The following is a 25,538-nucleotide window of genomic DNA, read 5'->3' on the forward strand; positions in this document are numbered from 1 at the left end:
GAACCGGGCCGAGAACCATTTAGGGCCGAGTCACTCGCAGAAATAGCACTTCTCCTCCTTCTTGAGGTAGCACTCGGAACGCTTGTCCTCCTGTGACAAACGGACGTGGTCAACCACGTGTCCGAACCACCAGAGCCGGTGCGGGTTCATGCGGAAATACTTCCGTGCGATCCGTCCGTATCGAGGAAGACTGTGGGCGGGGCGCCGCACGCGGAATTGCGCGTACTGCGTACCGTCCTCTCGGACCTCCGCACCGATCCACGTTTCGAGGATCTTGTCACCTACGTGCAGATCGTGCGCCTCAACGTGCTTTTCCATTTCCTCCCCTTTCCTATCGATCCTTTCGGATCAGTGCCCCATCCGGGAATCGAACCCGGGCGGAGGCCACCAGGCCTAGGGCTGTACCTTACTCGTCGCTGCCGGACGCATCCCCGTAGTCCTCGGGGTCGAAGCCATCCAGCACCCCCCGGCACAGAGCGCACCGGGGACAGTAGTCCGGGAATTCCTCGTCCGCGAAGATCACCTTCGGGAAGTCGCCAGAGTCGTATGAGCGTTCGTTGTCGGGGTCGATGCCTCGGCGCTCGGCAATCACCTTCAAGGCTTCTTCCACGGTCGCAGCACCCTTGAAGCGCATTGTGACGTCCGTGATCAGCTTCGCGCGCTCGTAAACGACGGGTCCAATCTCACCCAGTGCGCGGATGATGCACACACCATCGCAGTAGATATCGGCGTCGAAGCTGTATCCAACGACAGTCCAAGTTTTCATAAAATCCCCTTTCCTGCTCGCATAAGCGAGAGTGCCCTAGCCCGGAATCGAACCGGGCTAAAGACCGTCTAGGGCTTTTTCAGTGCATGGATTCGCAGTTCTGATCCACGGAACCCATCCGAGTTCCGAGTCGCCGAACGTTCGTGGGGACGATCTCACTACTCTTGAGCAGGGCCGCGATTAGTTCCTCGGCGTCCCACCCGTGGTAATTCCACATCGCACCCTTGCATGTCTCCGCTGTTTCCGGAAACCAACCTCCCAAAGCCTCTGCCATGTGTTCTTCGCAGAAAGTGTTGTCGGAGAGGTCCGTGTAGTAATAGCGCATTGCTCCCCTTTCCAACTCACCCCGATAAGCCGGGGGAGTAAGTGCCCTAGGTCGGATTCGCACCGACATAACCACTGAGGCTAGGGCTGCCGCGTTAGCGGTTCTGGAAGCGTCGGATCGTATCGACGTAGTTATGCCATGCCGGAAGCTGGCTTACCGGATTGATGGCACCGAACGGCAACACCAGGTCGGATTGGCGTCCGGCCATCAGTTCCCGCCAACTGTCGAATACCTGAATCACGTACGGATGCGAACCGTTCCAGGCGAAGCACTCACCCGTGGCCGCATCCGTTGCCTGCATAGTCGGCAACAGCACGCCGGAAGGCGTCTGCGGGACACGCTGTGTGGAGTGCAGCGGGCTGACGTTGTTCATCGGTTCCCCTTTCCGAGCAGTCCCGCATTTTGCACGGGACTGAGTGCCCTTGCCCGGAATCGAACCGGGCCAGAGACCATCAGGGCTTTGCCGGTGACCACCAGCACACGATTACTGCACCGGTAGACGGTTTGAATGCCCATGCGACATCCCAAACCCGAGCATCCGCACCGGTTACGGTTCGCATGTCCAGGTCGATATCAGGCGTACGGTGCCGACGGTTGTGCAGCACCATTTGCCCGGCAAGTGCCAACGCGTCGTTCGTCTCATAAGAGAACGTGGCAAGCGTGTCGTCCATCGGATCCCCTTTCCAGCGCTCCCCGGATTCGGGGGAGACTGAGTGCCCGGTAGTGGCTTTGCGCCTACGTCTATGGAAACCGTCTACCGGACTAACACCTACGATGCTTCGCGGCGCCGCTCGATACCCTCGCGTCGCTGTATCTCTTCGATGACAACGGAACGGATTCCGCGCATGCGTGCGGCCATTCGGAAGCGGTCCGTGACACGCAAACCGTAGGACCGTTGACCGGGCCCCGGGCATGTACGGCTCACCTCATACGCCACAAGGTGGCGCGTAACTCCGCGCAGTCGGGACACGTGTCCCAACCACCGGAATCCGTCCCGCACGACCGTCCCTGTCTTGCAATGGGGACAGGGGCGAATTTGAACAGTGAGCCCACCTATGGTCATTTCAACCATGATCACTCCCCTAATCTCGCAAAGATGCGACCGCGTCCCCATGGGGACGCACGCACTAGGCCTAACGCGGTTTTGAGTCGCCTAGTCGACTATGCCCAGCTCTTTTCCTGCGCCTTGGTCCAACGTGTGATCAAGTTAGGATCTGCCAGTGTGTCATCACGCTTGCTCGCTGCAAGAACGGCAATTCGAGACTGCGTAGCTTCCGTGCGCTCGATACGCGAGGCACGGCGCGGCTTGCATACCGTGGACTTGTTGTCGCTGCCACATGCCCGGCATTCCCGCACACGGTCGATGTCGGCAACGTGCAATTCCTGCGCCGAAAGTGCGGCGCGTGCCTTAGTGACTGCCTTACAGGTCGACAGCTCACGCACCCGCGCATAGTCGCCGCGACGTGCAAAGGTGTTGGCAACGGTGCACGCAATCTCATACGCGTGCGTAGCGTCGTCTGACGCTCCCATGACGCGTACGGGGCGCGTGCCCCGGTACTCCACAACGGCGTAAGCGTGCTTACGCAGTAGGTAGCGGTCCCTTGCCGTGCGCGTGACACATTCGCGATGCATCACACGGACAAAGTGGGTTGCCTTACCGGCCGGAACTCCCGCGCTACGTCCCTTAAGGGGAGTAGGCGCAACCGGCGCGCGATATCTCTTACCCATGTTTCCTCCCCTTGTTGGTGGTGCAACCGTCCCCCCGTGGGGGACACGCACTAGGCCTAATGCCTGTTTAGAGTCGCCTAGTCGACTACTTGCGCACCAGCGTGAGCCGCGTACGGGACCGGTACCGGCGCCCGGCAAATGCCGTCCGGTTAGCGAAGCGCACACGGGCAATCCGTATGTGCTCCCACGCGATGGCACGCGCGAAATTCCGGCCGCGCGCCACGTGATCCGGGCGCCCGTTGCCAGTCACGGCGTTGTCAAGGAACACAACGTCCCGCGTGCAGATGGTGCCAACGTGCTGCATATGTACTCCCCAAGGTTGATACCAATGCTGACTAGGTACGGGACCTAGTCACTAGTGGCAGCACGGGAACGGGGCGAATGACTGTCGGGGCCCTCAGTGATCAGGGTCCCTAGGTACTGTCCGCCCCGTTCCCATGCGCCTAAGGGGAATAGGGGAAGTCAAGTTCAGCTAGTCCGCTTCACGTTCCTGCCCGGGGGACTGTCCACGGTTGGGATGATCTATCAGGCTTAGGGTCATGATCGTTATGCCCGTTTGCCGGTAGGTCCGCCGTTTCGCAATCTCGCGGGGGGAGGGACTAGCGTCTCTCGACTCTTCTAGGCATCCCAAAATCGGGCCCTAGGTCACGCGTCGCCACCATCTATGGCAGTGACTCACGCGTGCATCTGCTCTCCACTGTGTAGGGCCCTACGCGTCTCCCGACGGGTAAACCCATGTTCTCAAATAGCAAGCGCGTTAGGATCATCGGTCCGATTACTCAGACCGGCCGGGGGAGCGCTACTCCCTCCCGTGCTACTCGATAGCGAGTAAGGGTGATTGCGACTCACGCCCGCCTTAGGCGACTCCCACACTCCGCGCCGTACGTTCCGACGCTCCGCGCGATGTTCCGCGCAACGCATGGTCATTGCTGATGACGTGCGCGAGATACGCACCCGACCCTTTCCCGCTATTGAGTTCTCAATGAACAGTGGCCCCGGCTTCCCGCCGCCCCGGTGTTGCTGGGGCGCCGTTCCCGCCGTGCCGTTGTTGCTCCACAAACGTAACCCCGTACGTGTGTGTGAGAGCCGCGACTGTGTTGTTTGATCATGAAAAACCAAGATCATTATGGCTTTGACCTGGGCAAATAGTCGTTATGTTTCCGTGACATTAGACCTTGACAAGGTAGTGCCCAAACCTGGACATACTGACTCGTCGATATTAAATATGATCGATCAAAGTGCGTTTGTACAGGTCAGAGCGTTTGTCTTTACATGGGTAAAGCGTGCTCCCCGTGCCCATGACGACCCGCTGAGGGTGGCCCGGCGCCCGTTTCCGGGGGGTGAGGCAGTGAGCGGCCCTCCGTGGCGCTGTGAGCCCCTGTGCCAGCCCTCCCGGCGCCCATGCCCGTGCGCGGCCCTGTAGGCGCCCCTGGGGCCCCGTTTTCGGGGGGAGAGAGCCACTCGACGTCCCTACTCCCCCCAGTAGCCAGAGAGAGGCTTAGAGAGGCCCTGGTGCCCGTCGGCGCCCGTGCGCCCCGGGGGCGCGTGCCCTGTGCCCATGGTGGGCAGTATGTCCGGTTGATGCGTGCTCATTACGTTTATTACATGTATTACGTGTGTGATGGTGTGGGGTGTGCGCCCGTTCAATTACGTTTGACCATTACTCATTAGGTTGGCTAATAGGTGTTATGTCATTCCCCCCTCTATGTGTTTGTCGGGTGGCAGTGCCATAAATGGAGTGGTCTAGTTGATCATGTAACGCAGCGTGTAACTAATGAGTCGTCACTTTGCTTGACGTTGCAGCGCTCCGTGTGATCGATGGCGCGAGCGCGCGTTGACCATGGATGCATGAAGATCGTTGAAACATAACGAGTGTTATGTCTCACTGCCTGCCCGGCATGTCCGTTGTAAGTATGGCGCAGATCACATTGAGCAAATCTGCAAAAGGACTTGACAAGAAGGCACCCCCCACCCTTAAAGAATTTTTTACAGCAATTCGGCCCTGGTGACACAGGTAGGTACCAGTAAGGGCAATCCGGACAGTAACGCGGGTTATTGAAGGGGGAGTTGGTCGTAGGTGACCGGAGGCACGGGGGAGCGGCATACTCGGCGCATGAACGCGAGTGGAGAGGCGAGGGGCCTCGAAGACCTCATCGAGCACATGTCCGAACTGGAACTAGGTGCTGAGTACGAGGTCGCCGACAACTACTGCCGCTACTGCGGGAGTACTCGCCTGGTCTTCGTCATGAAGCTCGTAGCCATCGAGGGTTCATTGGCAGGCGGGCAGGCCAAGACTTCCGCGAAGGCGTGGCCATGGCTGCGATGCAAGGGGTGCGGATGGGAGAGCAAGGGAAAGCGATGGGTTTCATTCTGAAGGCGCCGACGCAAGACCAGGAAGCACACGTCGCCTGGTTGGCACGCCGACCCACATGGGCGACCTGGGGCAAGAGCCGGGGGAACGATCCCGAGAAGCGACGCCGGGAGATGGAAGCAACGAGCCGGTACCTGGGGGAGAGCCGCGATGTCTGAGGCAGGCTGTACGGCGAGGGCGGCCCTGTCCGAAGCCGAGGCGAAGCACTTCAATGAACTCGAAGATGCCGAGCACGCGGTGGACACGGACCCGGGCCTCTGTGAACTCGACACGCATGGTCCTGAGGTCCGGCACGTGATGATGGTGCAGAACCAGTACGACGGCGAGACGAGTACCTCCTGGTGGCTGCGCTGGGATGACGCTGGAGAGCGTGAGATCAAGGTTGAGCCCTACTGCGACAGGCCGATGGAAGACCCGGGGCAGTTCTGTCTCCTTGTGGCGGAGCATCTCGGCCAGTGCAGCTACGGAACCGATGACACCCACGACGATGAGGACAGCGAGCCCTTCGAGGAATTCGTGCCACTCACCGAGGAAGAGCTTGATCAGAAGCTGCCGGGAACGGACATGTCGATTCGGGAGATGATTCCTGACAATGCATTTGAATGGATGCACAACAAATGACGTTCTGGCGTAGGAAGCCTAAGTGGCACGTCGACATGGAAGCCGTTGAGCGGACGGTGCGTGCCGAGCTGGAGGAGAAGCATCGAGCTGAGGTGAACGAGCTGCGGGGTCAGATTCGGTGGATGCTCGACACGGCCACGGACAAGCAGCTCGTTGCGTGGGCGGCAGACGCGGGCAGGCGCTTTTCGGAAATGCCGGATGTGGATGTGGACCCTGACTGGGAAGGCCGGGCCAAAGACGCCATGATGCACGGGCTGTTGAAAGTCCTCGAATTGCAGAGCAGGGTAGCGGAGCTTGAGAGCGAGCTGGCCATGCTCAAGAGGGAGAAGGATGTCTAGCAACAAGGAGCCGGTACCAGTCGTCCCACAGGCCGTCCGCGAGGACATCCATACGATGGTGAATAACCCCCTCACCGAGGAAGAGCTCGCGAGAGTCAAGGCGCGGGCGCCGGAACGCTGCTGCGTCTCGTGCTGGTCCTTGCACATTCTGCGGGGAATTTTCGCTGGGCTGCCTCACGACTCCTGCGGTGAAGCAATCCGGCGCAGTGTGCCGACGGTACGCACAGCCCAGGACACGCAGGAGATGATCAGCATCCTCAAGGGGATGGAAGGCATGGAGGTCGTCCGGGACTGGAAGGTCGAGGCAACACCCGAGGGGGACGTGACCGTGAGCTTCACGTCGATCACCGGGCGGGACGAGGTGCTGAGCGCGGAAGCGATGCGGGGATACAGCAAGGGATTCGCAACGGCTTTCCGCTTCTTCACGGAGCGGCCATGACGGACGGCGGCGACCCGGTGGTGCACTTGACTAGTGGGGCATGCATGACCACGATCTGCTGCCGACGACCCCTGTCAGATGTGGCGGATGACGATGGGCGAGGACGCGTGACTGGCGACGCTTCGCCGGACGACACGTCGTGGATCACCGATGAGGTCGTCCGCCAGGCGCAGGAGTACGAGAACGATGCTTGGGCCTCGACGCAGTTCTACGGGATCCCGCGATGTGTGGCATTTCCCTACTCCGGTCCGTGCTGCGGGAAGTACGACGAGAACGGCGAACTCACGGGCTTCTGCCCGCCGCCTCACGAGAGGGACTGATGGAAACCAGACGGGGCAAGGTCGGGATCCTTGCGGTTGGCGCAGGGCTGGTGGTGTACGGCCTGATGTTCGACATGGTTGTGACCACGATCGGCGGTGTGGCCGCGATGGGGGCAGCGGGTGTCGCACTGGCCGTACATGGGCGGAGGACGCATGACTGACGATGAACTTCGGGACAAGATCTTGAGTGTCGTCAAGGGCACGGTCGGCTACGACCAGGAAGAGCTCGCCGTCGATCTGATCATGGCTGTGGTTCGTGCGCACAACCACTGCGCCTCTTGTGACGGGCACTCATGTGACGAGGGCCGTAGGCAGGAGTCGCCGGAGCGGAGCGTGCAGATGCTGCTGACGCTGTGGCAGGACGCGGGCCCCACGCCGGAGGAGATCAATGGCTGAGCAGGCATGCCACTCGACGCAGCACTGTGTGGAGCACGAGTTCTGCCATCGGTGTGCTCCGGCTCTCGCGGAGGCGAGTAAGCATCTGGTGAAGGCATTGCAGGCGGCTGGGGTGCCTCCGGCGCAGCAGGGTCAGGCGTACAGGATGCTCGCATCGGTACTGCGCAACGCGACGCCGGACGCGCCGGAGCCCCGGCAGGGAGACGGCCCGCTGTGGAAGCTGGTGTGGCCGATTCAGGAGCTCAACCCGCAGACGGGGGAGCCGTGGAAGGAAGGGGAGTTGGATGCCGTACTACGACGTGGACGGTCGTGAGATCACCGAGGATGAGTGGAAGCGGCTTAGCGACGACCGGGTGTACCTGCGCGTCGGGGCGACGGAGCTGCGGAGTGACGGGCCGCCCCAGACGGTGATCCGGGTGTCGACTGTCTGGACGGGCGTGGACACCGGCGGCTGGGAGATCTTCGAGTCGCTCGTCGACAAGGACGGTCGGAAGGCCATGGTCGTGAAGTACCACACGCGGGACGCGGCGAAGGAGGGGCACAACGCCCTGGTGGGCAAGTTCATGTCCGAGCTTCCACCCGGTGCGCGTGAGGCGCGTGAGATTCCGGCGGAAGAGACATGAGCGGCTCGCCCATTCATCTGCGCCTGCCGGACGGTTTCGAGCCTGGAGCACATGGCTGGGTGCGTGTGGAGCGCAACAGCACGGACACGATGACGGTCTGGGAGCGGTGGGAGATCCCGTTCAAGTACCCGGCCGTCCTGGTGGCGCCGGTCTTCACCGATCCGGAGTCGGGCGCCGTCTCGTGCTTCTACACCGGGCCCGTTGAGGGGCTCTTCCTGGAGGCTGCGACGCAGGGAGCGATCCACCGGGAGATCCTCCGCACGGACTTGGTGCCCCCAAGTCCTGTGGCATACTGAGCGGCGCAGTTACCGAGCCCGGCCGACCTCTATGCGGCCGGGAACGGCGAAGGGGCCCCCTAGGGGGCCCCTTCTGTGTGTCTGGGTCAGAGCTGGTCGTGCTTGACGCTCTGTACGAAGGTGGACCAGGCGCCGCGCGGGAAGACGTGGGCGCCCTTGCTGGGGTCCTTGCTGTCGCGGACGGCGATCTCAGCGGGGAGAGCGAGGGTCTCGACGCACTGCGCGTTCCCTCCCTCGCTGTAGGAGCTCTTCATCCAGCCGGTGGCTGGGAGGTCAGTGCGCGTCATGACTATTCCTGTCGTTGATAGGTCCGCACCGCGTCATTGATCAGATTTGCGGTTTGGCGTGAAGGTAGAGCAGATGCCCTGATGTCGTCAAAGAGCTTGCGGTAGACGGCCACGTCACTCGGTTCTTGCCGGTACCAGGCCTTGTGCCAGGTGCTGACCTCCACTACGTCGAGTGCGCCATCCTCGCTGACCAGGGTTCGGAACGAACCGTGCAGTCCAGGGTAGACCGCCTGTTCAAAGGGGACGACCTGGATTGTGACATGGGGTCGCTTTGTGAGTTCGAGGAGTCTCTTGAGCTGCTGCGCCATTACTGCGGGGCCGCCGACGGGACGTCTGATGACGCCTTCGTCGAGGATGCACATGATCTCCGGCGGCTGGGGGTCGACTCTGTCGAGGATCTTCTGTCGCTGCATCCGCAGGTCAACGTAGGACTTGACGTCGTCGCTGGCCAGGGTTGGTTCAAGCCCTTGAATCATAGCTGCGGCGTAGTCCTCTATCTGAAGGAGGCCTGGTAGGTGCATGGTTGAGAACATCTCGGCACGCACGCATGTGGACTCCAGGTCCACCATCTCGCGCATGTCTGCGCGCAGGTCAACCTTGGTGACGAACTCCGTGGGCACGGCTTGCCGCCAACGGCGGATGACGGCCGCAACCTCGTCTTCGCCTGTGAGACCGTACTGCTTGAGCAGTTCGAGTACCTCAAGACGCTTGGGCCACGTGGTCGCGTTCTCGATCTTGCTCATCTTGGACTGGTTGCCGTCGATGGCAAGACCTGCGTCCTTCTGGGACACGCCCGCCCGCTCACGCAGCTGCCGCATCTCTTCGCCGAAGCGCTTCATCCTGAGCGTCGGTGCCCTGCGTTGACCTGCCACATCGCCTCCTTGACCTGCGCCAAGTCTGGCGTACAACAGCACTCCCACGGAAGTACCCCTCTTGCTTGTCATATGCCAGACGCATGAGCGAATTTGGCGTCTTCGAATATATTCCCTCAGGCATGTTGCGCGGAGGCATCACTTCGGTCCAGTCTGTAGTCACACCGAGGGCAACGACCTGAGAGTCGGTCAACTCCCCTTTGGTCAACACTCGTTGACGTTCTCGTACTGGAGGTCTTCGCATGCACGCGGGCACGGTCGAGACACCCCTGAAACATCGCTGGAGTCTCAGGTCGTTAACGCCCGAGCGCGTCTCGGAGGTTCGCGGCGAGGTCATGCGGTTGTTGACGGAGTGGGGCTACGAGACCGACGAACCGGTACTGGTAGTAGCTGAGTTGGTAGCAAACGTGGTTCGCCACGCAACGGGTCGGGGCGTCCTGACGCTGTCCGTACGGGAGGACGACCTCCTGGTGACGGTCGGCGACAAGTCGCCCTGCCTCCCCGAGATGTTGGAGCCGGACTTCCTCAGCGACTGCGGACGAGGTATCTACCTCGTGGATCAGCTCTCGCGGTCGTGGGGATCGCAGGCGACTAAAAGCGGCAAGTTCGTATGGGCGCAATTGAAAGTCGCGCCCCTTTCACCCAAGTGCTATCGATGTGCGGTCCTCGTGCAATCGGATAGAACGGGAATCATTGCTGGCAGGATTCTTCAACGTGGGAAACCGGACTTGCCGCTCGTGTACTGTCCGGCTTGCTCGCAGGAATTGATCGACGAGCGCACCGGATGCGGTGCTTTGAGGAAGAGATCGAAATGCCGCACTCTGGCCCTTACCTGATCGGTGCGCGCAAACATTTCCACGCCTTCTCTTGGCACGGTGAGTGGTGGCCCGAGCGAGACCAGCGGGCCAATCTCTCGCTGGAAACGCCTCCGCTTCGTGTTCCGCTGTGGATGAACAAGCCGGAGACGCTGGAACGCGCGGTCTACGACGGTCAGCAGCAGGCGATTGCCTGGATGGAATCGCAGTTCACCGCGCACAAGGTGCTGGGGATGGACCAGGAGTCCTTGGCCGGGGAGGTGCAACGGGCGGCCGTGGCACTCGGCACCAGCAGGAACTACGCCAAGAGTTACAGGACCGTTGCAGGTGAATTCGCTGCGATTGCGCTGCTTACGTGTCTGCGCAAGAAGGGGCATTGTCGGACATGAAAGCGCCATTGAGGATGGGGCTGACATGGATTGCGTGAGTCGACGAGCTGACGCAATCCGCGCGGTCATGGAACCCTACCGGGATCCTCGGTATGAGGCTCACTGGTATGAGGGAAGGTGCTGGCTCGGTTGTGGCCGCCAAAATCTTCCTGTTCAATGGATCGGCCCGGCTTCCACTGCGCGGGGCACTGCACCGGCTTTCGGATGCAGTTCCTGTATCGCTCGGTGGGACGAGATGATCCAGCAAGCGCAGCTCGAAAGTGATTTCCGCGAGATGATCGCCAGATGACTCCGTGCTCTCGTCCGGAAGGAAGGCATTCTCACCTCCCCGAGAAAGTCGATCCCGGGCGAGAGCGCGGTACCCCCTCGTAGTTTATGCGGTGAACACTGTTCGGTTACCCAGTTCTCACCCCCGTGGCTGGCCGACAGAGGATCCGGTTCAACTCCGGACGAGGGGACTCCTGCTCCGGGTGACCACTGGGCGGTGGTAGCCACCCGGAGCAGGTCCAAATGAACACGCATGTTGGGAAGTAGGGCAAGTGTCGGCGATGCGGGAACTGATCAACCTTGTGATACCTCGGGGTGGTGACGTCAATCCGCAAACCTGCTTGCAGTGCGCGAAGTTGCACCGTAAGGAAGCCCGCGTGATGACCCTTCATGAGGCCGTGACGTTGGCCGAGGAGGTCCGGATACACCGGATTCACGGGCATCCTGATGCGTCCTTGCTGGTGCCCTTCGATCTTCCGACCCGCGCGCCGCGACAAGTTGTACAGCGCGCTCCTGAACCCCCACCTGGTTGCCGCGCCGAACCCCGTGAAGGGGGACAGGTCAGCAGCCGGGTGGGGCCACCAGCCGCACTTCTGGGCGTTCAAGTTGTGCGGCTATCCAGTGCAGCCCAAATTGCCAGGCAGACCGGGCCAACTCCGGTATGGGTCTGGACGATTTGCCGCTGAACGATCTACCTGCAACGAAAGGATCCTCGTGACCATCACTTCGCAGGCCCCCGCGCAGCAGGAGCTTCGAGCCTCTGCGCTCCACCTCCTCACCCCGCAGGACGCCGAGCGCGTCGCCCGCCTGGTCGTCCGTGACAACGAGGGCGTTGACTACCAGCTGGCCGTGCGCATCGTCGATGAGGCCCTGAAGTTCATCGCGGTCGCCGCTTCCGGAAAGCGTGACGGCCGCAACCTGCGGCCGTCGAAGATCGTCGACATGGGCTGGCACGCTCTCATCCTGCACACCGAGTTGTACCGCGACGTGTGCGGCAGTCTCGGCGGTTTCGTGCACCACCGGCCTGAGGGACCCGAGACGCTGCGTCGGGACGCCACCACGCTGGACCAGACCGTGGACGCCATCCGCGCGAGCGGCTACGCCACCGACGACTACCTGTGGGGTGACAAGGCCGACACCGAGATCAAGGGCGGCGACTGCCAGCACACCGAGTGCCACCAGGACCCCGGCTGCGGCGCTCCGCAGGCCTACCCGACGGCCCACCTGAACTGATTCGGGGAACCTCTCGTCACGGTCAGTGCCCACAGCAGTACAGTGAGCGCTGACCGTGAGGAGGGGCATGAGCGAATCCACGTGGATCGATCCCCGCTATGCCGGACTGGTCGCACAGTACGAGGCGCTGAAGAGCAGCCGTCGTCGTCAGGGGCCGATAGTTCCATGTGCGACCTGCTGGCACGGATTGGGCGTCGTCATGATGGCTGATCTGACTAACCGTGAGTTGATCACTGTTCCTTGTCAGCGGTGTCCGGCGCCAGGATGACCGCAGCACCCAGAACGGCCCCGCCTGTGCGCTCCCGCCCCGTTGCGCGCAGGCGGGGTTCTTTGGTGCGTGCGGAGCACGGAAACCGGTTCAGGTCAGGTCGTACTCGGCTGACTCCCGCCAGCGGATTGCGAGCGCCATGTCGGTCTCCACACCGAAGGCGATGCGCATGTCGGCGAGTTCGCTGGATATGACGCGCTCGCTGATGTCCAGCTTCTTGGATATCTCCTTTCGGCTCATGTCGTTGATGAGCAGGCGGAGGATGGTGCGGCCTCGCGCCGAGGTGAGTTCGCCGGAATCCGGCTGTGGTCCTCGGCCGCCGCGCCATGGTTGCGACAACGTCCAGTAGTACATGTAGATGCTGTGGACCCAGGCGAGAACAGCCGGGTGCGAGACCTCAACGGCGGGCTTGCTCTCGGGTCCGCCGCGCAGGTCTTCGAGGTAGGCCGCGACGCCTTCGATGTACACGATCCGGGGAAAAGGTACCGGGCAGGTTCGGACCTCAGCGCCCAGGGCGGACATGTCTTCCGCCCACTTGCTCTCGCCGTCCCGAGACCGGGCGGACAGGTTGTAGATCGTGTAGAGCTTGACACCTCGACGGAGCAGGGCAGCGTCTCGGTCGTAGGAGGCTTCCAGGATCTTGCGGTCACGCTTGGTGGGCTGTGCCGTGAAGATGGCCCGGGTGCCGCGAGCTGCTGCCTGACCGATGGCTTCGTTTACCTGGGGGGCTGTCGGCAGCACTCGGACTCCGGCGTCGCCTGTGTGGTGCTGCTCGTACTCGCGCTCCAGCCGGGCGTAGGTGTCGGCCATCTTGTGGAGCTCGTCCAGTTTGTCGGCGATCTCGCGGTGCACCTTGGCAAGTTGACGGCGCTCGGCGGTGCGCGGGTCGAGGGCGACTGGCTGAGTGGGGGAGTGCGGCTCGTGTTCGGCGAGGTAGTGGCTGCGCAGCTTCTCAACGCGGGGGGCATCCTCGGGGCGCATGTGCTCCCGGGCGACCAGCCTGCGGTACACGTCCTCGTCGTCGGCGTCGAGTGGTGCGTGCTCCACTGGAACAACTTTGTCGGTTTTGGTCACGTTTGAACCTTCGTCAACATGAACTGCGCCAAACTGAACCGTAGTTGGGCTTGCAACTACCTGGTGAGGGCGGCCAGCCTTACACCGCGTAGTTGCAGCGCCTACACGCCGCGTTCACAAGCGGAGTCGGTGCGGCTGGGTAATTCGCCCCCATATGCAGAGGGCGCTAGAAGGCCTAGAAGGAGCACTGTGAAACCTTTCCGTCGGATCGCTCGGTACCTTGGGATCGCGCTTTTGGTCGTTGGCGGCATGACGGCGGCGGCGTCCAACGGTGACGCCGTCAGGCATGCGCAGGCGGACACCATCTGGGGTCTCGTCCAGGACGACTCCGGGACTGACCCGGAGTACGCTCCCGCAGCACCTCAGGACTCCATTTGGGGCTGACCCTGAGCTGAGCGTTCAGGGTATTGCGGAATCCCACGGAAATCCACGCACTGTGAAGTAGCTGTGTGCGCCACGCACCGCATAGTCGCCCCCGCCCCGGAGCGCACTCCCAAGGCTCCGGGGCGGACCCTTCCCAAGTTCACGCAACGCCAACCGTTGGCCAAGGGTCTGGTTTGTTTTTGGGCGGTGGACGCGGCGGAGCCAGGTAAAGGGGTTCTAAAGTCCTAGGGTTCTTGTACAACCTTTCAGCGGGTGGTGCGTCGCCTTCCAAGGCTTTGCGCTGAAACGGAACCGGAATCATCATTTTCTCCGTCCTGAGCGTTGACTGGGTAGGGGTTCGGCGCCACGATGCGGTAGTTGTCACGTGAACAGGTCGTGAAGGTCACCCTCCCTCGTGGCGTCTGCCAGGGAGTATCGGTCGCCACCGAGGGTGTCCGCAAGATCACCCGCCGCTGAGTTTGCCGTTGTCGCCTCAGGTGCGTGTAGTAGGTTGGCGATGCAGCGTGCGAACAAATGTTCGAGCGGGTTGAGGAGGAGAGCCGTGCCACACGAGGGGGGATCGATGGACGGGGCAGCAAGAGAGGCTCGCAGAATCAACCGGCTGCTGGCGGTAGCGGAAGCGGCCGGGGAGCTTGGCTCCGTGGTGGATCCCGAGACAGGGGAACGTCACTACTACGCCACAGAGCTGGGGATCGCCCGGATGGCGAAGAACGCCGCCGGGGAATGCGAGCCTGCTGCGGCGTCGCCCTCGACTCCGCACGGCGCCGTCCAGGAGGAGCGTCGTGCAGCCCATGCCGCCCCGCGTCGCCGCTCGCGCCTCTTGAACACAGTGGCCGCAGCCGTGGCAACCCTTGCGTTGCCCGCGCTGGCCGCTACGGCGTCTGCGAGCAGCTGGCTGCACTCCACGAGTAGGCCTGAGGTCACGCCGGACACCGACGAGGGGGAGGCGCAGGCTCCGGCGGAGACGAGCAGGGCCGCCGAGCCGATGGAGGAGGGTTCTAAGCGCGAGGTCCGTGACCGGCCGGTGACTGTCACGCCGTCCCACACGCCCAGCTCGGGCGATCCGATGCTGGACGGAGCGAAGAAGAACGCGACGCCGAGCACGCATGAAGTCCGTAGGGAGGCGAAGGGCCGACACCGTGGCAAGCGGGCCATGAATGACGTGCCTGAAGCCCTTGAGCGTCTCATTGAGCGGCTGATCGACAGCGAGGCCTACCAGGACGACGTGGCGGACACCGTGCAGTCGTACACAGGGCAGGGGGCTGTCTGGGGCCGGGCAAGCCTTGATGCCCCTCGCGCGCCGGTTCGGGGTGCGGCTTGGGGTCCCGCTGACAGTGAGGTACGTCACACCCGTTCCTGGGCGAGCCGGTTTTCGCAGGTCCGCTAGGGTCGGAGCGTCACGCTCCGTTAATGCATATGCCGATGTAGCGAATAGTGGACCACTTAGTTGCTAGCTAAGTGGTCCACTTGTATGGTCTCAGGCACACCCCCCGATCTGAAGGAGACCTCCCGTGCCTATCGGTAGACCACGAAATACTCCCGGCCATGCCGAAGCCCATCAGTACGTGTGCCGTGCCAACACCTTCGATGAGGAGAAGCAGCGGGCCATCATCTGCGGGGCGGACGTTCCCCCAGGTGAGCTCACGTACCTGGCGCACAACTCGCGTTCCGGCGCCTTCCTTGCCCTTTGCGTTCACCACCGGCAGGCGCTCGCTGAGACGGTTGACGACTGGTTCTCGGCCGAGGTTGGCGTCGGTCGCCTGCTCGCGAGCTACACCGAGCTGCCCGACGGCCGCCTCGTCAGTCAAACCGAGCTGCGGGAGCTTCTCCTGGCGGCCGGTGAAGAGATCAGCAAGAACGGCCCTCTCACTGACCGGCAGGTCAATAAGGCGGTCAAGCTCAAGCTCGCTGCCGATGCGGGATAGTGGACCACTTAATTGACAACTAAGTGGTCCACTCGTAGGTTGGTGCCCCACGCCGACCTAGGAGCAGCATGTCGACGCACTACCTCGAATCCGTCTCTTCGTTCCACCGCGCGTTCGGTGTCCCCAAGCTCGTGCAGCTCTCTGACCAGGAGCAGCTTGTCTCGGTAGCCCTGCGGGCCACCTTGATCGAAGAGGAGACCACGGAGTACTTCGAGGCCCTGGAGCAGTGGAAGGCGATTCAGGCGCCGGACACGTTCCCGCACATGGCCAAAGAGCTTGCTGACTTGCTCTACGTCGTCATGGGTACGGCGGATGTCCTCGGCGTGACCACCACCGTCCAGGCCACACCGAACCACCTGTCGTACTCATTGACTGATCTGGTGCTCCGCACCCAAAGCCGCATCGCCGTCCAGGAACTCACATACCTCGGCCGGATGATTCACTACGGAGACCCTATCGAGGCCGCCGTCGAGGCCCTGGGATCCGACCTCCAATCTCTCGTGCAATCCATCGCCCGCTCCGCGAGCAAGGCACGAATTCCGCTGCGCAAGGTATTCGACGAGGTACACCGCAGCAACATGAGCAAGCTCAATCCCGACACCGGTAAGCCCGAACGTCGCGAGGACGGAAAAGTCCTCAAGGGGCCCTGGTACAAGGAGGCCGACCTCTCCTTTCTGCAAAGGGAAGCTGCCTGAGCTACCTCCCAAAAACCGCCCGACCGTACGATTGAAACTGATCGTGCATCGGGCGGTTTTTGCGTTGGAGGACATATGCCCGCAGTGAAGAAGGCATCGCCCGCAGCCCGGAAGCCGGACCCGGTGATGTGCTCGAACCATCCGGATCGTCCCGCGAAGCACACGACGGGCAGTGAACTGCACCAGGTGATCTCCCTGTGTGCCGTGTGCCTGCACCGCAACCCGCAGATGGCCCAGCGATGACGGCTGATCTGCCAGAGGAGTTCCGCTCCCGGCCGGACACCTATGAGGGCATCGTTCCCGCCTTCGTCGATGCCGCCTACTACAAGGACGGCCAGCTGGTGCACAGCACCCTGCGCGAAGCGCCGGAGGTCCCCGAGGAGGAGCAGCCGGGGTGGACCGTACAGGGGAGCAGGCGTGGCCAAGCCGCGTAAGCGCCGGACACCGCGCATCCCCTCTATCCAGCCTCTCCAGCGCAAGGGGAAGGCCGGGCAAGCACGGGACACCCACATGCTCCGCCAGACCTCTGCGACGGGCCCTGACGGCGTCACACGCCCCACAGGAAACGGCGACGGGCGGGGCTCCTATGGACCCAATCGGCTCCACGGCCAGGCGCAGTCCAAGGCGATGGCGCAGGCTCGCAAGAACTACAAGCCCGCCACGATCCGCGCCATGGACGAGTTCGTCGAGAGCGGTGACGTCTCACGGCTTCTGTACTACCGAACCAACACGATCAATCCGGCCCGGCCGCGCACGAAGCTGGCGGGCTATGACGGCAAGAGCCATACCGTCCGTGTCCTCTTCCGCTACCGGGAGGATCCCGATTCACTCGATGGCGCCATCTACGAGTACTACAACGTTCCCTACCGTGTCTGGCGCATGGTCAAGCGGAATGTGAGCACCGGCCGGACCATTAACCGCACGCTTAACAATTACCCGTACGCGATGATCCGGCAGGCAGCTCCCTGAGCATTACAACGCTCGGAGCCAGAAAACCTAGGATGCGGCCATGAGGACAATCGACTTCCTGGGGTTGTATGTGGGCTTCATACGCCTGAACCCCCGCAGCCCGCTCTTTCACCGTTTCGAGGTGAGCGAGTACGAGGGCAAGTGCCGCACTTCGCGGGCGACTTTCATTCGCTTGTTCCCGTTCAATGCCGCTGTCGTGGTCGGCCGCTGGCACAAGTCCGGCCTGAGTCAACTGGAGATGGTGGAGCAGCTCATGGCGGCGCGGAACATCGACCTCTACGACGAAGAAGGCAGCCTCGACCCGCGCTTCGAGCAGCGGGCCCGGCAGAAGATCGCCGATCAGGCGACTGACCCGGACGACGAGTGGACCATTCTGGAGATGGTGGGGCTCGCCGAATGAGGGCACCCGACTGGCTGGCCGACCTTGTCTCCACGACGCGGCGCCGGGTGCGGCGTATGTCCGTGGAAGACATGGGCATCTGGCTGGACGCCGCCGGATCCGGCATGAGCAAGGCCTTCGCCGAGTATGTCCGCGACCGAGACCCGGCGGCGCTGGCCGAGTTCGAACGTGGCCTGGCCATCCTGGTCGCGATGAACCAGGAAGTGCGCGACCGGCAGAAGGTTTGACAGGTGTATGTGGCGGCAGTGACACTGTTGCGATGACGCAGCCTGCCCCCATCAGCCCCAATGACACGGTAATCGGCAAGATCCGGATCACAGACGACCAGCAGCTCCACCTCCGGCGACGGGAGCTGGGCGGCGAGATCCCTCCGTTCCTGGACCTGGCCCAGTTCAACACGCAGGGCGGCGGCTACCGGCTGGCCACACCGTTCCCCGACGACCCTCGCGTCGTGCGCCAGATCATCAGCCTGCTTCAGCACCACCTGGAGACCACCCATGGAAACGCATAAGCAGCGCTGCGTCGTCTGCGGGCGAGTCCTGGGCCTGACCCTGAACGCCAACTCCGGGTACGCGGCCTACTGCCCCGACCGCCCCTGCATCCTTTACCCGCCCGTCAGCTACTCCCGCGCCGAGGACCCCACCCGGGCACCCCTCATCCTTGCCGTCATGGAGTGCACCAGGACCCCCGCGAGCCGGGTCAACACCGCCCTCGGTAAGAGCGGCTCGTACACCGCGTCCATCTGCGCGCAGCAGAGGAAGCGCTGGGAAAGAGCGGCGTGACGAATCCCCGCCAGGCCTCGGACTAACAGTCCGGGGCCTTTTCTTTTTAGCCTCAATAGATGTGAGCGCATCGATTGGGGCACCATGCAGGAGATAGTCGACGACGAGCTCGATGTCCAGTCTGCGGACGAGACCGAAGATGAACGGCAAGCACGTCTCGACTCCGCCGTGGAGCTGGACGAGCTCTCGATGGAATTCGTCTCCGACCTCGTGGACAAGATCCTGCTCCTGGTCGACGAAATCTCCGGTCACCCGCTGCACCCCTACCAGACGCCATTCGCCCGCCGGGTCATCGAATCCGTCATCATCGGCGACGGCGAGACCATCACGGCGCTCTTTTCCCGTCAGTCAGGAAAATCCGAGACGGTAGCCAACGTCGTAGCGGCACTGATGATCATCCTTCCGCGACTTGCTGCGATGTACCCGGACCTGCTCGGCAAGTTCAAGGAGGGCTTTTGGGTGGGAGCATTCGCGCCGGTCGACGAACAGGCCGACAACCTCTACGGCCGTATCGTGTCCCGGCTGACGTCGGACCGCGCCGTCGAGTTCCTGTCCGACCCCGAAATCGGCGAAGAAGTCATCGGACGCGGCAAAGAGCTCAGGCTGAAGCACTGCGGAAGCCTCGTCAGGAAGACGACCTGTCACCCTCGGGCCAAGATCGAAGGCCGCACCTACCACCTCATCCTTATCGACGAATGCCAGGGCGCTGAGGAGAAGGTCGTCAACAAGTCGATCGGCCCTATGGGCGCCAGCACTAACGCCACCATGGTTTTCACCGGAACACCCGACTACGTCAAGGGCGTCTTCTACAAGCAGATTCAGCTCAACAAGCGGGCCGCAACCAAGCGCGGCGCTAGGCAAAACCATTTCGACGCCGACTACAAGACGGTCGGCAAGTACAACGCGAACTACAAGCGGTTCGTCGCCAAGGAAATCCTCCGCATCGGCGCCGACTCCGACGAGTTCAAGCTGAGTTACAGGTTGATGTGGCTTCTCGATAGAGGAATGTTCACGACGGCGGAAAAGCTCGACGAACTCGGCGACAAGTCCATGCAGGTCCAGCACGCGTGGATGAAGAGCCCCGTCATCGTCGGCATCGACCCCGCCCGGAAAATCGACTCCACCATCGTCACGGTCATTTGGGTCGGCTGGGACTACCCCGATCAATTCGGCCGCTTCGAACACCGGGTCCTCAACTGGCTCGACCTCACAGGCGTCGACTGGGAAGAGCAGTACTTCAGAATCGTCGAATTCCTCAGCAACTACCACGTCTTCGCCATCGGCGTGGACGCAGGCGGAGTCGGCGACACCGTCATATCCCGCCTACGCGTCCTCATGCCCGGCGTCGAAATCGTCCCCGTCGGCGCCGACCGAGGCGCCCAGTCCAAACGCTGGCGCTACCTCATGGACCTCATGCGCGACGGCCGAATCGGCTGGCCCGCCCACGCCAAAACACGCGCACTCAGAGTCTGGCGCAAATTCCGGCAGCAGATGGAAGACGTCGAAATCCGCTACGAAGGCCCCAACCTGATCGTCGAAGCCCCCAATGAGGTCGGCGCACACGACGACTTCGTAGACAGCCTCGCCATCGCCGTATCCATCAGCGAGGAATTCGCCGTATCCGAGGTCGAGCAGAGCGACAACTTCCTCTATGCAGCATAGGAGTACGTCATGGTGGCAGGACCCGACCCCTACGAGCACGACCCCAACGACGCCTGGTGGCGCCCCGGATGGACCGCACAGAACCACACCTTCATCGCGCCCGACGCTGAGCCTCCTCCGACTCCGTTTCCAGTCGACATTCCGATGGTCAACATCGTCGCGACCTACATGGACGACGAAGGAAACCCCGCCACCGGCCGACTCCTGATCAGGCCCAACGCCCGCTACACCGACACCGCCAGCGGCGCGACCATCCTGCCCCGCGTCCGCTCCTACCGCATCCAACACGGCCGCCTGGACATCTCCCTGCCCAGCTCCGACAGCGACGCCCTGGACGCCCCCTTCACCTACACCGTCCGAGAAGCCGTCATCGGAGGAAGGCAGTTCGCCATCAACGTCCCCTCCGCACTCTCCGGAACCGGACCGGTCAAACTCCACACCCTCAAAATGAGCGACGCCGAAATCATCCCCATCGACACCATGCCTCCGACCTACGGATGGCAAGTGCCCACCTCGGGCTAACAATTCCGATCTGCCCGAACCTACGCTGAATGAGAAGACGTCTTCTAAGGAGTTCACATGGCCGGAAATCTGGCACCCTCTCCGGGTTTCCCGGAGCAGGCACCCACGCACTACGAGAGCGAGAACGCCACCCCGACGCCGGGACGGCGTGGCCCCCTCCGCTTCCAGGAAGGGCTCGTCACCGACCCGAACGTGCCCTCCGGATTCCTGACCGGCGCCCGCCAGGGCTACGAGACGGCCGGACGCGGCAACCACAACAAGCAGGTCGGCATCAAGAGCGCGCAGGAGACCATGCAGGAGCGGTCCCACCCGGGCAGCGCCGCGTGGACGGAGAGCCCCACCTACCTCGGCGAATTCGCGCACGGCGCGTCCCCGGTCGCCGAACGGCGCTACGAAGAGGTCGTCCGTGACGGTGGGCACCAGGAGCGCATCGCCCCGGCCGTCGTCCGCGACTAGCACCCAATGAATGCCCCAGTGTCGGCAGTTCACGGCGCCGGGGCATTCTCGCATTAACGCCCTTTCCCGGGCCCTTCCTATTCTGGGACTACTACGCGTAGATCAACGAATGAGGTAACCAATGTCTGAGTGGCCCGGATACACCCCGCCCGCTTCTGGCTCCAGCGCGAACTGCGGTACTCCGCCGCTCTCCTCGTACGTGAACCGCGAGGCGGCCATCAAGGCGCAGTACGCGGCCGACGGCGCCGACGTGAGCCAGGAGCCCCCGCAGTACTACGGCAATTACACGATCCAGAAGCGCAATGAGCCGGAGGGACACGGCACGCCCGGCGTTCCCGGTACTCCGGTCGCAACGCTCGGCGGGGCCGGTACCGCCACCGTCACCTGGGCCGCCTCTGTGCCTCCGCCCTCCCTGTCCTACGTCATCAAGCCGTCCACGGGTGCGGCCAAGACCGTCAAGCCGACGGCAACCTCGGCCACCCTCACCGGCCTCGCCGCTGGCGCCACGACATTCACCGTGCAGGCCGTGAACAACCTGTCGTCCTCGGCCGCGTCCGCCGCGTCGAACTCGGTCACCGTCACCTGATCCACCGGCAGGTCCGCACAGCAATTGGCCTCCTTGTGGGGCCTTTTGCATTCTCCGGCTGTACAAGCATTCCCAGCACGTGTGTAACGATTATCGGGACGCACTCGTGATCACCCCTTGTACCCCGCGTCCCAGCTATCGGGAGCCCGAACCGGGCGAGCGCAAGGGGCCTCATGTCGATCAGTTTTGCACCGCCCGCAATGCGAGCGCAGGCGAGCGATCTGGCAGTAAGCGTCAGCCCCCTTGGCCTCATCGAGCTGAGCGACGAAGAATTCGAAGTACACGGCCAGCGCATGTCGCGCTATGCCTCCTACTGGGCCGCCTACCTCGGCTATATGTGGGCCTATCGCGCAGCACCCGGCGAAACCCAGGTCACTGCGAACTACGCGCGAGCCCTCACCGAGTACGCCGTCAACTTCTGCTTCGGACGCGGCGTCCACTTCGGCGCCGAAAAGAAGTACGAGCATGTCATCCCGGCGCTCCTCAAGCGCATCTGGGAAGTCGATAACAACAAGAAGCCCCTCATCTACGAAATGGGGCTCCAGGGTGGTGTGTCGGGTGACGCATTCATCAAGGTCGCCTACGACCCCGGATACACCGACTCGGCGAAGAACGTACACCGAGGGCGCGTCAGGATCTTGCCCCTGAACTCGGCTCACTGCTTCCCGGAATGGCACCCGCACGACCGCGAACGGCTCATCCGGTTCAAGCTCAAGTACCGCTTTTTTGGCATTGGAACAGACGGGACGCGTGCGGCCTACACGTACACCGAGGTCATCACCGACGATACGATAGCTGAGTACATCAACGACCAGCTGATCGAAGGCGAGGGGATTCAGAACCCCCGCCCGAATCCGCTGGGACAGATCCCCATCGTGCATATCCCCAACATGTCCGTCCCGGGCAGCCCATGGGGGATGAGCGATATGCAGGACATTCTCGGCCTCAACCGCCAGTACAACGAGACGTCCACGCAAATCGCAGAAATTGTCGCGTATCACGCAGAGCCCGTGACTGTGATTACGGGGGCGAAAGCGAGCAACCTCGAACGTGGGGCCAAGAAGGTGTGGTCGATCCCGTCCAAGGATGCCTCCATTCAGAACCTGGACGGCCTCGTAGACCTCGATGGCCCCATCGCCCTGCTCGAACAGCTCAAGCGCATGATGCACGAGATGACCGGCGTCCCAGAGACTGCCCTCGGGCAGGTTCAAGCCGTGTCGAATACCTCCGGAGTGGCCCTCGCCATTCAGTACCAGAGTGCAATGCAGCGCCGGGCACTGAAGCTCATGTCCTATGAACCAGGACTGAAGAAAATCAACGAGCTAGCCCTCCGCACTCTGTTCCTCTTCGAGCCGGATGCACTCAAGTACAACCCGGACACCGAAGGAATCCAAAAAGACTTCCAGGACGAGCAGATCGACCCGCGCGACCCCGAGGTATATCTCACCACCTGTGAGTGGCCCGAACCACTGCCGGTCGACGTTCTGGTCAAGCTGAACGAGATCCAGCTGAAAATGGAACTGGGCCTCGAAAGCAAGCGCGGCGCCCTCAAGGCGCTGGGCGAAGAGTTCGCCGACGAGAAGATGCAGGAGATCTTCGAGGAGCTCCAGAAGGATGTAGAGGAGCAAGGCGCACTCGATATGCTAAGAGCGAAGATTCAATCCGCTATCGTTCAAGAAACGGGGCTTACTCCGGAAGGAGTAGAGGTTCCACCGCCTCCCACCCCAGCGGGTGAGGGGCAACAGGCGACAAGTCCGATGAACACTGGACTAAAGCCACAGAATGACGCACACAAGATCCTTACAGAACTCGTGACACAGGCGCATGGCACTCGAACTCCGCCCCGCCGATCTTCGGAGAATTCACCGGCACAGGAGTCGAGATAATGGCTACACCCATCGAGCAGGGCGTTCCGACCACCGGTCCCACCGTCCCTGTCCCCGCCCCGCCCGCGAACGGCCCGTCCACTGGTGCTCCGGCAGGCCAGAAGACGTACACCGAAGCGGACCTGGAGCGCGTGCGGCAGCAGGAGAAGGCGAAGCTGTACTCGGAGCTGGAGAAGCTCCGCGAGCAGACCAACGTCTTGCCCACCATTCAGACCGAGCTCGAAACGCTCCGCAAGGAGCGCGAGGAGCAGGCCGCCGCCGAAGCCGCTGCCCGCCAGCAGGCGGAGGAGCAGAAGCGCGCCAAGGAGGAGGCCGAGATGTCGGCCAAGGAACTCCTGGAGAAGCGCCAGACGGAGTGGGAAGAGAAGTTCCTCGCCATGCAGGCCGAGCGTGCGGCCCAGGACGAACTCCTCAACAAGGAGCGTGAATTCAGCGCTCTGCGGGACTACACCCAGGCCCGCGTCCAGCAGGAGCAGGAGCACATCGCTCCCGAGCTCCTCGACCTGATCGATGGGAACACGCGCGAAGAGGTTGACGCCTCCATCGAGCGCATCAAGGCAAAGAGCGCAGCCATCGCAGAAAAGGTTCGTGGCACTCAGCAGTCGCTCGCCGCTCAGCAGCAGGGCGTATCACCGTCCGGTTTCAACGCAACCGGGCCCATGGACATGCTCCCGACGAGTCAGCAGTTCTCTGCCGACGAAATCCGGGCCATGTCGCCGAGGGAGTACGCCGAGAAGATCCGGCCGCACGTCCTCGGTCGTGGAGACGCCTCGCGTAACCGTGGCCTGTTTGGCTAAAGAATCGTCACGAACCTAAGGATCTGACATGGCAAATGCCATTACCGGTACGCCGTTCCTTTCGGCGAACCCCACTAACTACTCCGGCGCCAACTCGCAGCTGAACCCGGTCATCGCGACCATCTGGTCGAAGGAAATCCTTTTCCAGTCGATGCCGATCCTGCGGTTCGAGCAGTTCGCCGTGAAGAAGACCGAGCTCGGCGTCCAGCCCGGTCTCACCGTCAACTTCGCGCGGTACAACAACCTGCCTGCTGCAAAGCAGCTCGTTGAAGGTGTCCGTATGGAGACCAACGCTCTCGCGGCGTCGATGTTCTCCATCACGGTCGCCGAGCACGGAATGGCCATCGCCGTCTCCGAGCTGCTGTTGAACGCGTCGTTCGACGACGTCATGGCCACCGCCAGCCGCCTTCTGGGCCGCAACATGGCCATGTACCTGGACTCCCAGGCACGCGACACCCTGCTCCAGGCGTCGAGCGTCCTGTACGGCTACAACAAGTTCGCCCTCACCGAGGCGCAGCGCTCGCCGCTTTCCCCGTACGACCGGGGAACTTCCGCTCCGAACCGCGCGGGACTGACCGGCACGTACGACTTCACGGCGGCGCTGACGAAGGACATCACCGAAACTCTGGCGACGAAGAACGTCCCGAGGCTAGGGGACAGCTACATCACCTTCGTCCACCCGCACCAGAGCCGTCGACTTCGCGATGACCCCGAGTGGATAGAGGTGACCAAATATGCCTCTCCGGGCTCGTTCATGCTCGGCGAGATTGGCCGCATCAACGACTGCACATTCGTGGAAACGACCCAGGTAACGCAGGTCGACAACGGCAACGCGGGCAACCCGGCGCCGGTCTACCAGGCCATCACCGTGGGCGACAACGCGTTCGGTCACGCGATCTCTCTGCCGGTCGAACTTCGCGACGGCGGCGTTCTCGACTTCGGCCGCGAGCACGCGCTCGCTTGGTACGCCGTGTGGGGTCTCGGCCTCATCACCGACCAGGCCGTGGTCATCTCGGAGACCAACTGACATACCCGGGAGAGGCCCA

At 62.6% G+C, this 25,538-nt stretch carries 36 protein-coding genes; 28 read left to right on the forward strand and 8 right to left on the reverse strand.

The window, feature by feature from the left end; translation table 11 throughout:
• Positions 1–30 precede the first annotated feature (30 nt).
• From ACFYP4_RS02410 to ACFYP4_RS02430, 5 genes are all read right to left on the reverse strand, one after another.
• Positions 31–318 carry a hypothetical protein gene (locus ACFYP4_RS02410; RefSeq protein ID WP_388781904.1) on the reverse strand — a complete coding sequence of 96 codons (288 nt, stop codon included), beginning with the start codon at positions 316–318 and terminating at the stop codon, positions 31–33.
• Between the two features lie 88 nt (positions 319–406).
• Positions 407–766, reverse strand: coding sequence for a hypothetical protein (locus ACFYP4_RS02415; RefSeq protein WP_388781907.1), 360 nt, complete (start codon positions 764–766; stop codon positions 407–409).
• A 419-nt stretch (positions 767–1,185) separates the two neighbouring features.
• Positions 1,186–1,464: a hypothetical protein gene (locus ACFYP4_RS02420; RefSeq protein WP_388781910.1), complete on the reverse strand. Its 279-nt coding sequence runs from the start codon at positions 1,462–1,464 to the stop codon at positions 1,186–1,188.
• Between the two features lie 79 nt (positions 1,465–1,543).
• Entirely contained in the window at positions 1,544–1,762 is a 219-nt protein-coding gene (locus tag ACFYP4_RS02425) for a hypothetical protein (protein ID WP_388781913.1), read from the reverse strand.
• Positions 1,763–2,252: 490 nt separating this feature from the next.
• Positions 2,253–2,534, reverse strand: coding sequence for a hypothetical protein (locus ACFYP4_RS02430; protein WP_388781916.1), 282 nt, complete (start codon positions 2,532–2,534; stop codon positions 2,253–2,255).
• 2,398 nt (positions 2,535–4,932) lie between these two features.
• Here ACFYP4_RS02430 and ACFYP4_RS02435 point away from each other — a divergent pair.
• The 8 genes from ACFYP4_RS02435 to ACFYP4_RS02470 all read left to right on the forward strand — a co-directional run bounded on the left by ACFYP4_RS02435 (position 4,933) and on the right by ACFYP4_RS02470 (position 8,223).
• The gene (locus tag ACFYP4_RS02435) at positions 4,933–5,193 is read left to right on the forward strand and encodes a hypothetical protein (protein ID WP_388781919.1); all 261 of its coding nucleotides are present in this window, start codon (positions 4,933–4,935) and stop codon (positions 5,191–5,193) included.
• A 147-nt stretch (positions 5,194–5,340) separates the two neighbouring features.
• The gene (locus ACFYP4_RS02440; protein ID WP_388781922.1) at positions 5,341–5,811 is read left to right on the forward strand and encodes a hypothetical protein; all 471 of its coding nucleotides are present in this window, start codon (positions 5,341–5,343) and stop codon (positions 5,809–5,811) included.
• On the forward strand, positions 5,808–6,149 hold the full coding sequence (locus ACFYP4_RS02445) for a hypothetical protein (protein WP_388781925.1): 342 nt from the start codon (positions 5,808–5,810) through the stop codon (positions 6,147–6,149). The genes ACFYP4_RS02440 and ACFYP4_RS02445 overlap by 4 nt, the downstream gene beginning before the upstream one ends.
• Positions 6,142–6,588 carry a hypothetical protein gene (locus ACFYP4_RS02450; protein ID WP_388781928.1) on the forward strand — a complete coding sequence of 149 codons (447 nt, stop codon included), beginning with the start codon at positions 6,142–6,144 and terminating at the stop codon, positions 6,586–6,588. Before ACFYP4_RS02445 ends, ACFYP4_RS02450 begins: the two co-directional genes overlap by 8 nt.
• Positions 6,589–6,695: 107 nt before the next feature.
• The gene (locus ACFYP4_RS02455) at positions 6,696–6,908 is read left to right on the forward strand and encodes a hypothetical protein (protein WP_388781931.1); all 213 of its coding nucleotides are present in this window, start codon (positions 6,696–6,698) and stop codon (positions 6,906–6,908) included.
• 153 nt (positions 6,909–7,061) lie between these two features.
• Positions 7,062–7,304, forward strand: coding sequence for a hypothetical protein (locus ACFYP4_RS02460; RefSeq protein WP_388781934.1), 243 nt, complete (start codon positions 7,062–7,064; stop codon positions 7,302–7,304).
• A gap of 284 nt (positions 7,305–7,588) precedes the next feature.
• Positions 7,589–7,927, forward strand: coding sequence for a hypothetical protein (locus tag ACFYP4_RS02465; RefSeq protein ID WP_388781937.1), 339 nt, complete (start codon positions 7,589–7,591; stop codon positions 7,925–7,927).
• Entirely contained in the window at positions 7,924–8,223 is a 300-nt protein-coding gene (locus tag ACFYP4_RS02470; RefSeq protein ID WP_388781940.1) for a hypothetical protein, read from the forward strand. Before ACFYP4_RS02465 ends, ACFYP4_RS02470 begins: the two co-directional genes overlap by 4 nt.
• Positions 8,224–8,309: 86 nt before the next feature.
• Here ACFYP4_RS02470 and ACFYP4_RS02475 read toward each other — a convergent pair whose 3' ends face one another.
• Entirely contained in the window at positions 8,310–8,510 is a 201-nt protein-coding gene (locus tag ACFYP4_RS02475) for a DUF397 domain-containing protein (RefSeq protein WP_388781943.1), read from the reverse strand.
• 2 nt (positions 8,511–8,512) lie between these two features.
• On the reverse strand, positions 8,513–9,382 hold the full coding sequence (locus ACFYP4_RS02480; RefSeq protein WP_388781946.1) for a helix-turn-helix domain-containing protein: 870 nt from the start codon (positions 9,380–9,382) through the stop codon (positions 8,513–8,515).
• Between the two features lie 242 nt (positions 9,383–9,624).
• Here ACFYP4_RS02480 and ACFYP4_RS02485 point away from each other — a divergent pair, with 242 nt between their 5' ends.
• The 3 genes from ACFYP4_RS02485 (at position 9,625) to ACFYP4_RS02495 (ending at position 12,086) form a co-directional block, all read left to right on the forward strand.
• Positions 9,625–10,218, forward strand: coding sequence for an ATP-binding protein (locus ACFYP4_RS02485; RefSeq protein WP_388781949.1), 594 nt, complete (start codon positions 9,625–9,627; stop codon positions 10,216–10,218).
• The gene (locus ACFYP4_RS02490; RefSeq protein ID WP_388781952.1) at positions 10,194–10,586 is read left to right on the forward strand and encodes a hypothetical protein; all 393 of its coding nucleotides are present in this window, start codon (positions 10,194–10,196) and stop codon (positions 10,584–10,586) included. Before ACFYP4_RS02485 ends, ACFYP4_RS02490 begins: the two co-directional genes overlap by 25 nt.
• Before the next feature lie 981 nt (positions 10,587–11,567).
• Positions 11,568–12,086, forward strand: coding sequence for a hypothetical protein (locus ACFYP4_RS02495; protein WP_388781954.1), 519 nt, complete (start codon positions 11,568–11,570; stop codon positions 12,084–12,086).
• A gap of 358 nt (positions 12,087–12,444) precedes the next feature.
• On the opposite strand, the gene ACFYP4_RS02500 is transcribed toward ACFYP4_RS02495, so the two are convergent.
• On the reverse strand, positions 12,445–13,428 hold the full coding sequence (locus tag ACFYP4_RS02500) for a LuxR C-terminal-related transcriptional regulator (RefSeq protein ID WP_388781957.1): 984 nt from the start codon (positions 13,426–13,428) through the stop codon (positions 12,445–12,447).
• A gap of 880 nt (positions 13,429–14,308) precedes the next feature.
• On the opposite strand from ACFYP4_RS02500, the gene ACFYP4_RS02505 reads away from it, so the two are divergent.
• The 17 genes from ACFYP4_RS02505 to ACFYP4_RS02585 all read left to right on the forward strand — a co-directional run bounded on the left by ACFYP4_RS02505 (position 14,309) and on the right by ACFYP4_RS02585 (position 25,519).
• Positions 14,309–15,199, forward strand: a complete 891-nt coding sequence (locus ACFYP4_RS02505) for a hypothetical protein (protein WP_388781960.1) — start codon at positions 14,309–14,311, stop codon at positions 15,197–15,199.
• A 124-nt stretch (positions 15,200–15,323) separates the two neighbouring features.
• Positions 15,324–15,737, forward strand: coding sequence for a hypothetical protein (locus ACFYP4_RS02510; RefSeq protein ID WP_388781963.1), 414 nt, complete (start codon positions 15,324–15,326; stop codon positions 15,735–15,737).
• A gap of 68 nt (positions 15,738–15,805) precedes the next feature.
• On the forward strand, positions 15,806–16,432 hold the full coding sequence (locus tag ACFYP4_RS02515) for a hypothetical protein (RefSeq protein WP_388781966.1): 627 nt from the start codon (positions 15,806–15,808) through the stop codon (positions 16,430–16,432).
• Positions 16,433–16,507: 75 nt separating this feature from the next.
• Positions 16,508–16,675 (forward strand): hypothetical protein, encoded by a 168-nt coding sequence (locus ACFYP4_RS02520; RefSeq protein ID WP_388781969.1) that lies wholly within the window; start codon positions 16,508–16,510, stop codon positions 16,673–16,675.
• Positions 16,672–16,866: a hypothetical protein gene (locus tag ACFYP4_RS02525; protein WP_388781972.1), complete on the forward strand. Its 195-nt coding sequence runs from the start codon at positions 16,672–16,674 to the stop codon at positions 16,864–16,866. The genes ACFYP4_RS02520 and ACFYP4_RS02525 overlap by 4 nt, the downstream gene beginning before the upstream one ends.
• Positions 16,850–17,401 (forward strand): hypothetical protein, encoded by a 552-nt coding sequence (locus ACFYP4_RS02530; RefSeq protein ID WP_388781975.1) that lies wholly within the window; start codon positions 16,850–16,852, stop codon positions 17,399–17,401. Before ACFYP4_RS02525 ends, ACFYP4_RS02530 begins: the two co-directional genes overlap by 17 nt.
• Before the next feature lie 40 nt (positions 17,402–17,441).
• A complete protein-coding gene (locus ACFYP4_RS02535) occupies positions 17,442–17,801 on the forward strand; it encodes a hypothetical protein (RefSeq protein ID WP_388781978.1) in 360 nt (119 codons plus the stop codon).
• A complete protein-coding gene (locus ACFYP4_RS02540) occupies positions 17,798–18,028 on the forward strand; it encodes a hypothetical protein (RefSeq protein WP_388781981.1) in 231 nt (76 codons plus the stop codon). The genes ACFYP4_RS02535 and ACFYP4_RS02540 overlap by 4 nt, the downstream gene beginning before the upstream one ends.
• A 32-nt stretch (positions 18,029–18,060) precedes the next feature.
• Positions 18,061–18,312, forward strand: coding sequence for a hypothetical protein (locus ACFYP4_RS02545; protein WP_388781984.1), 252 nt, complete (start codon positions 18,061–18,063; stop codon positions 18,310–18,312).
• Entirely contained in the window at positions 18,299–18,583 is a 285-nt protein-coding gene (locus ACFYP4_RS02550; protein WP_388781986.1) for a hypothetical protein, read from the forward strand. The genes ACFYP4_RS02545 and ACFYP4_RS02550 overlap by 14 nt, the downstream gene beginning before the upstream one ends.
• Positions 18,584–18,667: 84 nt before the next feature.
• On the forward strand, positions 18,668–20,245 hold the full coding sequence (locus ACFYP4_RS02555; RefSeq protein ID WP_388781989.1) for a hypothetical protein: 1,578 nt from the start codon (positions 18,668–18,670) through the stop codon (positions 20,243–20,245).
• A gap of 9 nt (positions 20,246–20,254) precedes the next feature.
• A complete protein-coding gene (locus ACFYP4_RS02560; RefSeq protein ID WP_388781992.1) occupies positions 20,255–20,767 on the forward strand; it encodes a hypothetical protein in 513 nt (170 codons plus the stop codon).
• Positions 20,768–20,824: 57 nt separating this feature from the next.
• Positions 20,825–21,223 carry a hypothetical protein gene (locus ACFYP4_RS02565; RefSeq protein WP_388781995.1) on the forward strand — a complete coding sequence of 133 codons (399 nt, stop codon included), beginning with the start codon at positions 20,825–20,827 and terminating at the stop codon, positions 21,221–21,223.
• Positions 21,224–21,344: 121 nt separating this feature from the next.
• Positions 21,345–21,809 (forward strand): fibronectin type III domain-containing protein, encoded by a 465-nt coding sequence (locus ACFYP4_RS02570; RefSeq protein WP_388781998.1) that lies wholly within the window; start codon positions 21,345–21,347, stop codon positions 21,807–21,809.
• A 173-nt stretch (positions 21,810–21,982) separates the two neighbouring features.
• Positions 21,983–23,695, forward strand: coding sequence for a phage portal protein (locus tag ACFYP4_RS02575; RefSeq protein WP_388782001.1), 1,713 nt, complete (start codon positions 21,983–21,985; stop codon positions 23,693–23,695).
• A complete protein-coding gene (locus ACFYP4_RS02580) occupies positions 23,695–24,492 on the forward strand; it encodes a hypothetical protein (RefSeq protein ID WP_388782004.1) in 798 nt (265 codons plus the stop codon). The genes ACFYP4_RS02575 and ACFYP4_RS02580 overlap by 1 nt, the downstream gene beginning before the upstream one ends.
• A gap of 28 nt (positions 24,493–24,520) precedes the next feature.
• Positions 24,521–25,519: a N4-gp56 family major capsid protein gene (locus ACFYP4_RS02585; protein ID WP_388782007.1), complete on the forward strand. Its 999-nt coding sequence runs from the start codon at positions 24,521–24,523 to the stop codon at positions 25,517–25,519.
• Positions 25,520–25,538 lie beyond the last annotated feature (19 nt).

Source organism: Streptomyces sp. NPDC005551 (genome assembly GCF_042871785.1).
GTDB lineage: Bacteria > Actinomycetota > Actinomycetes > Streptomycetales > Streptomycetaceae > Streptomyces.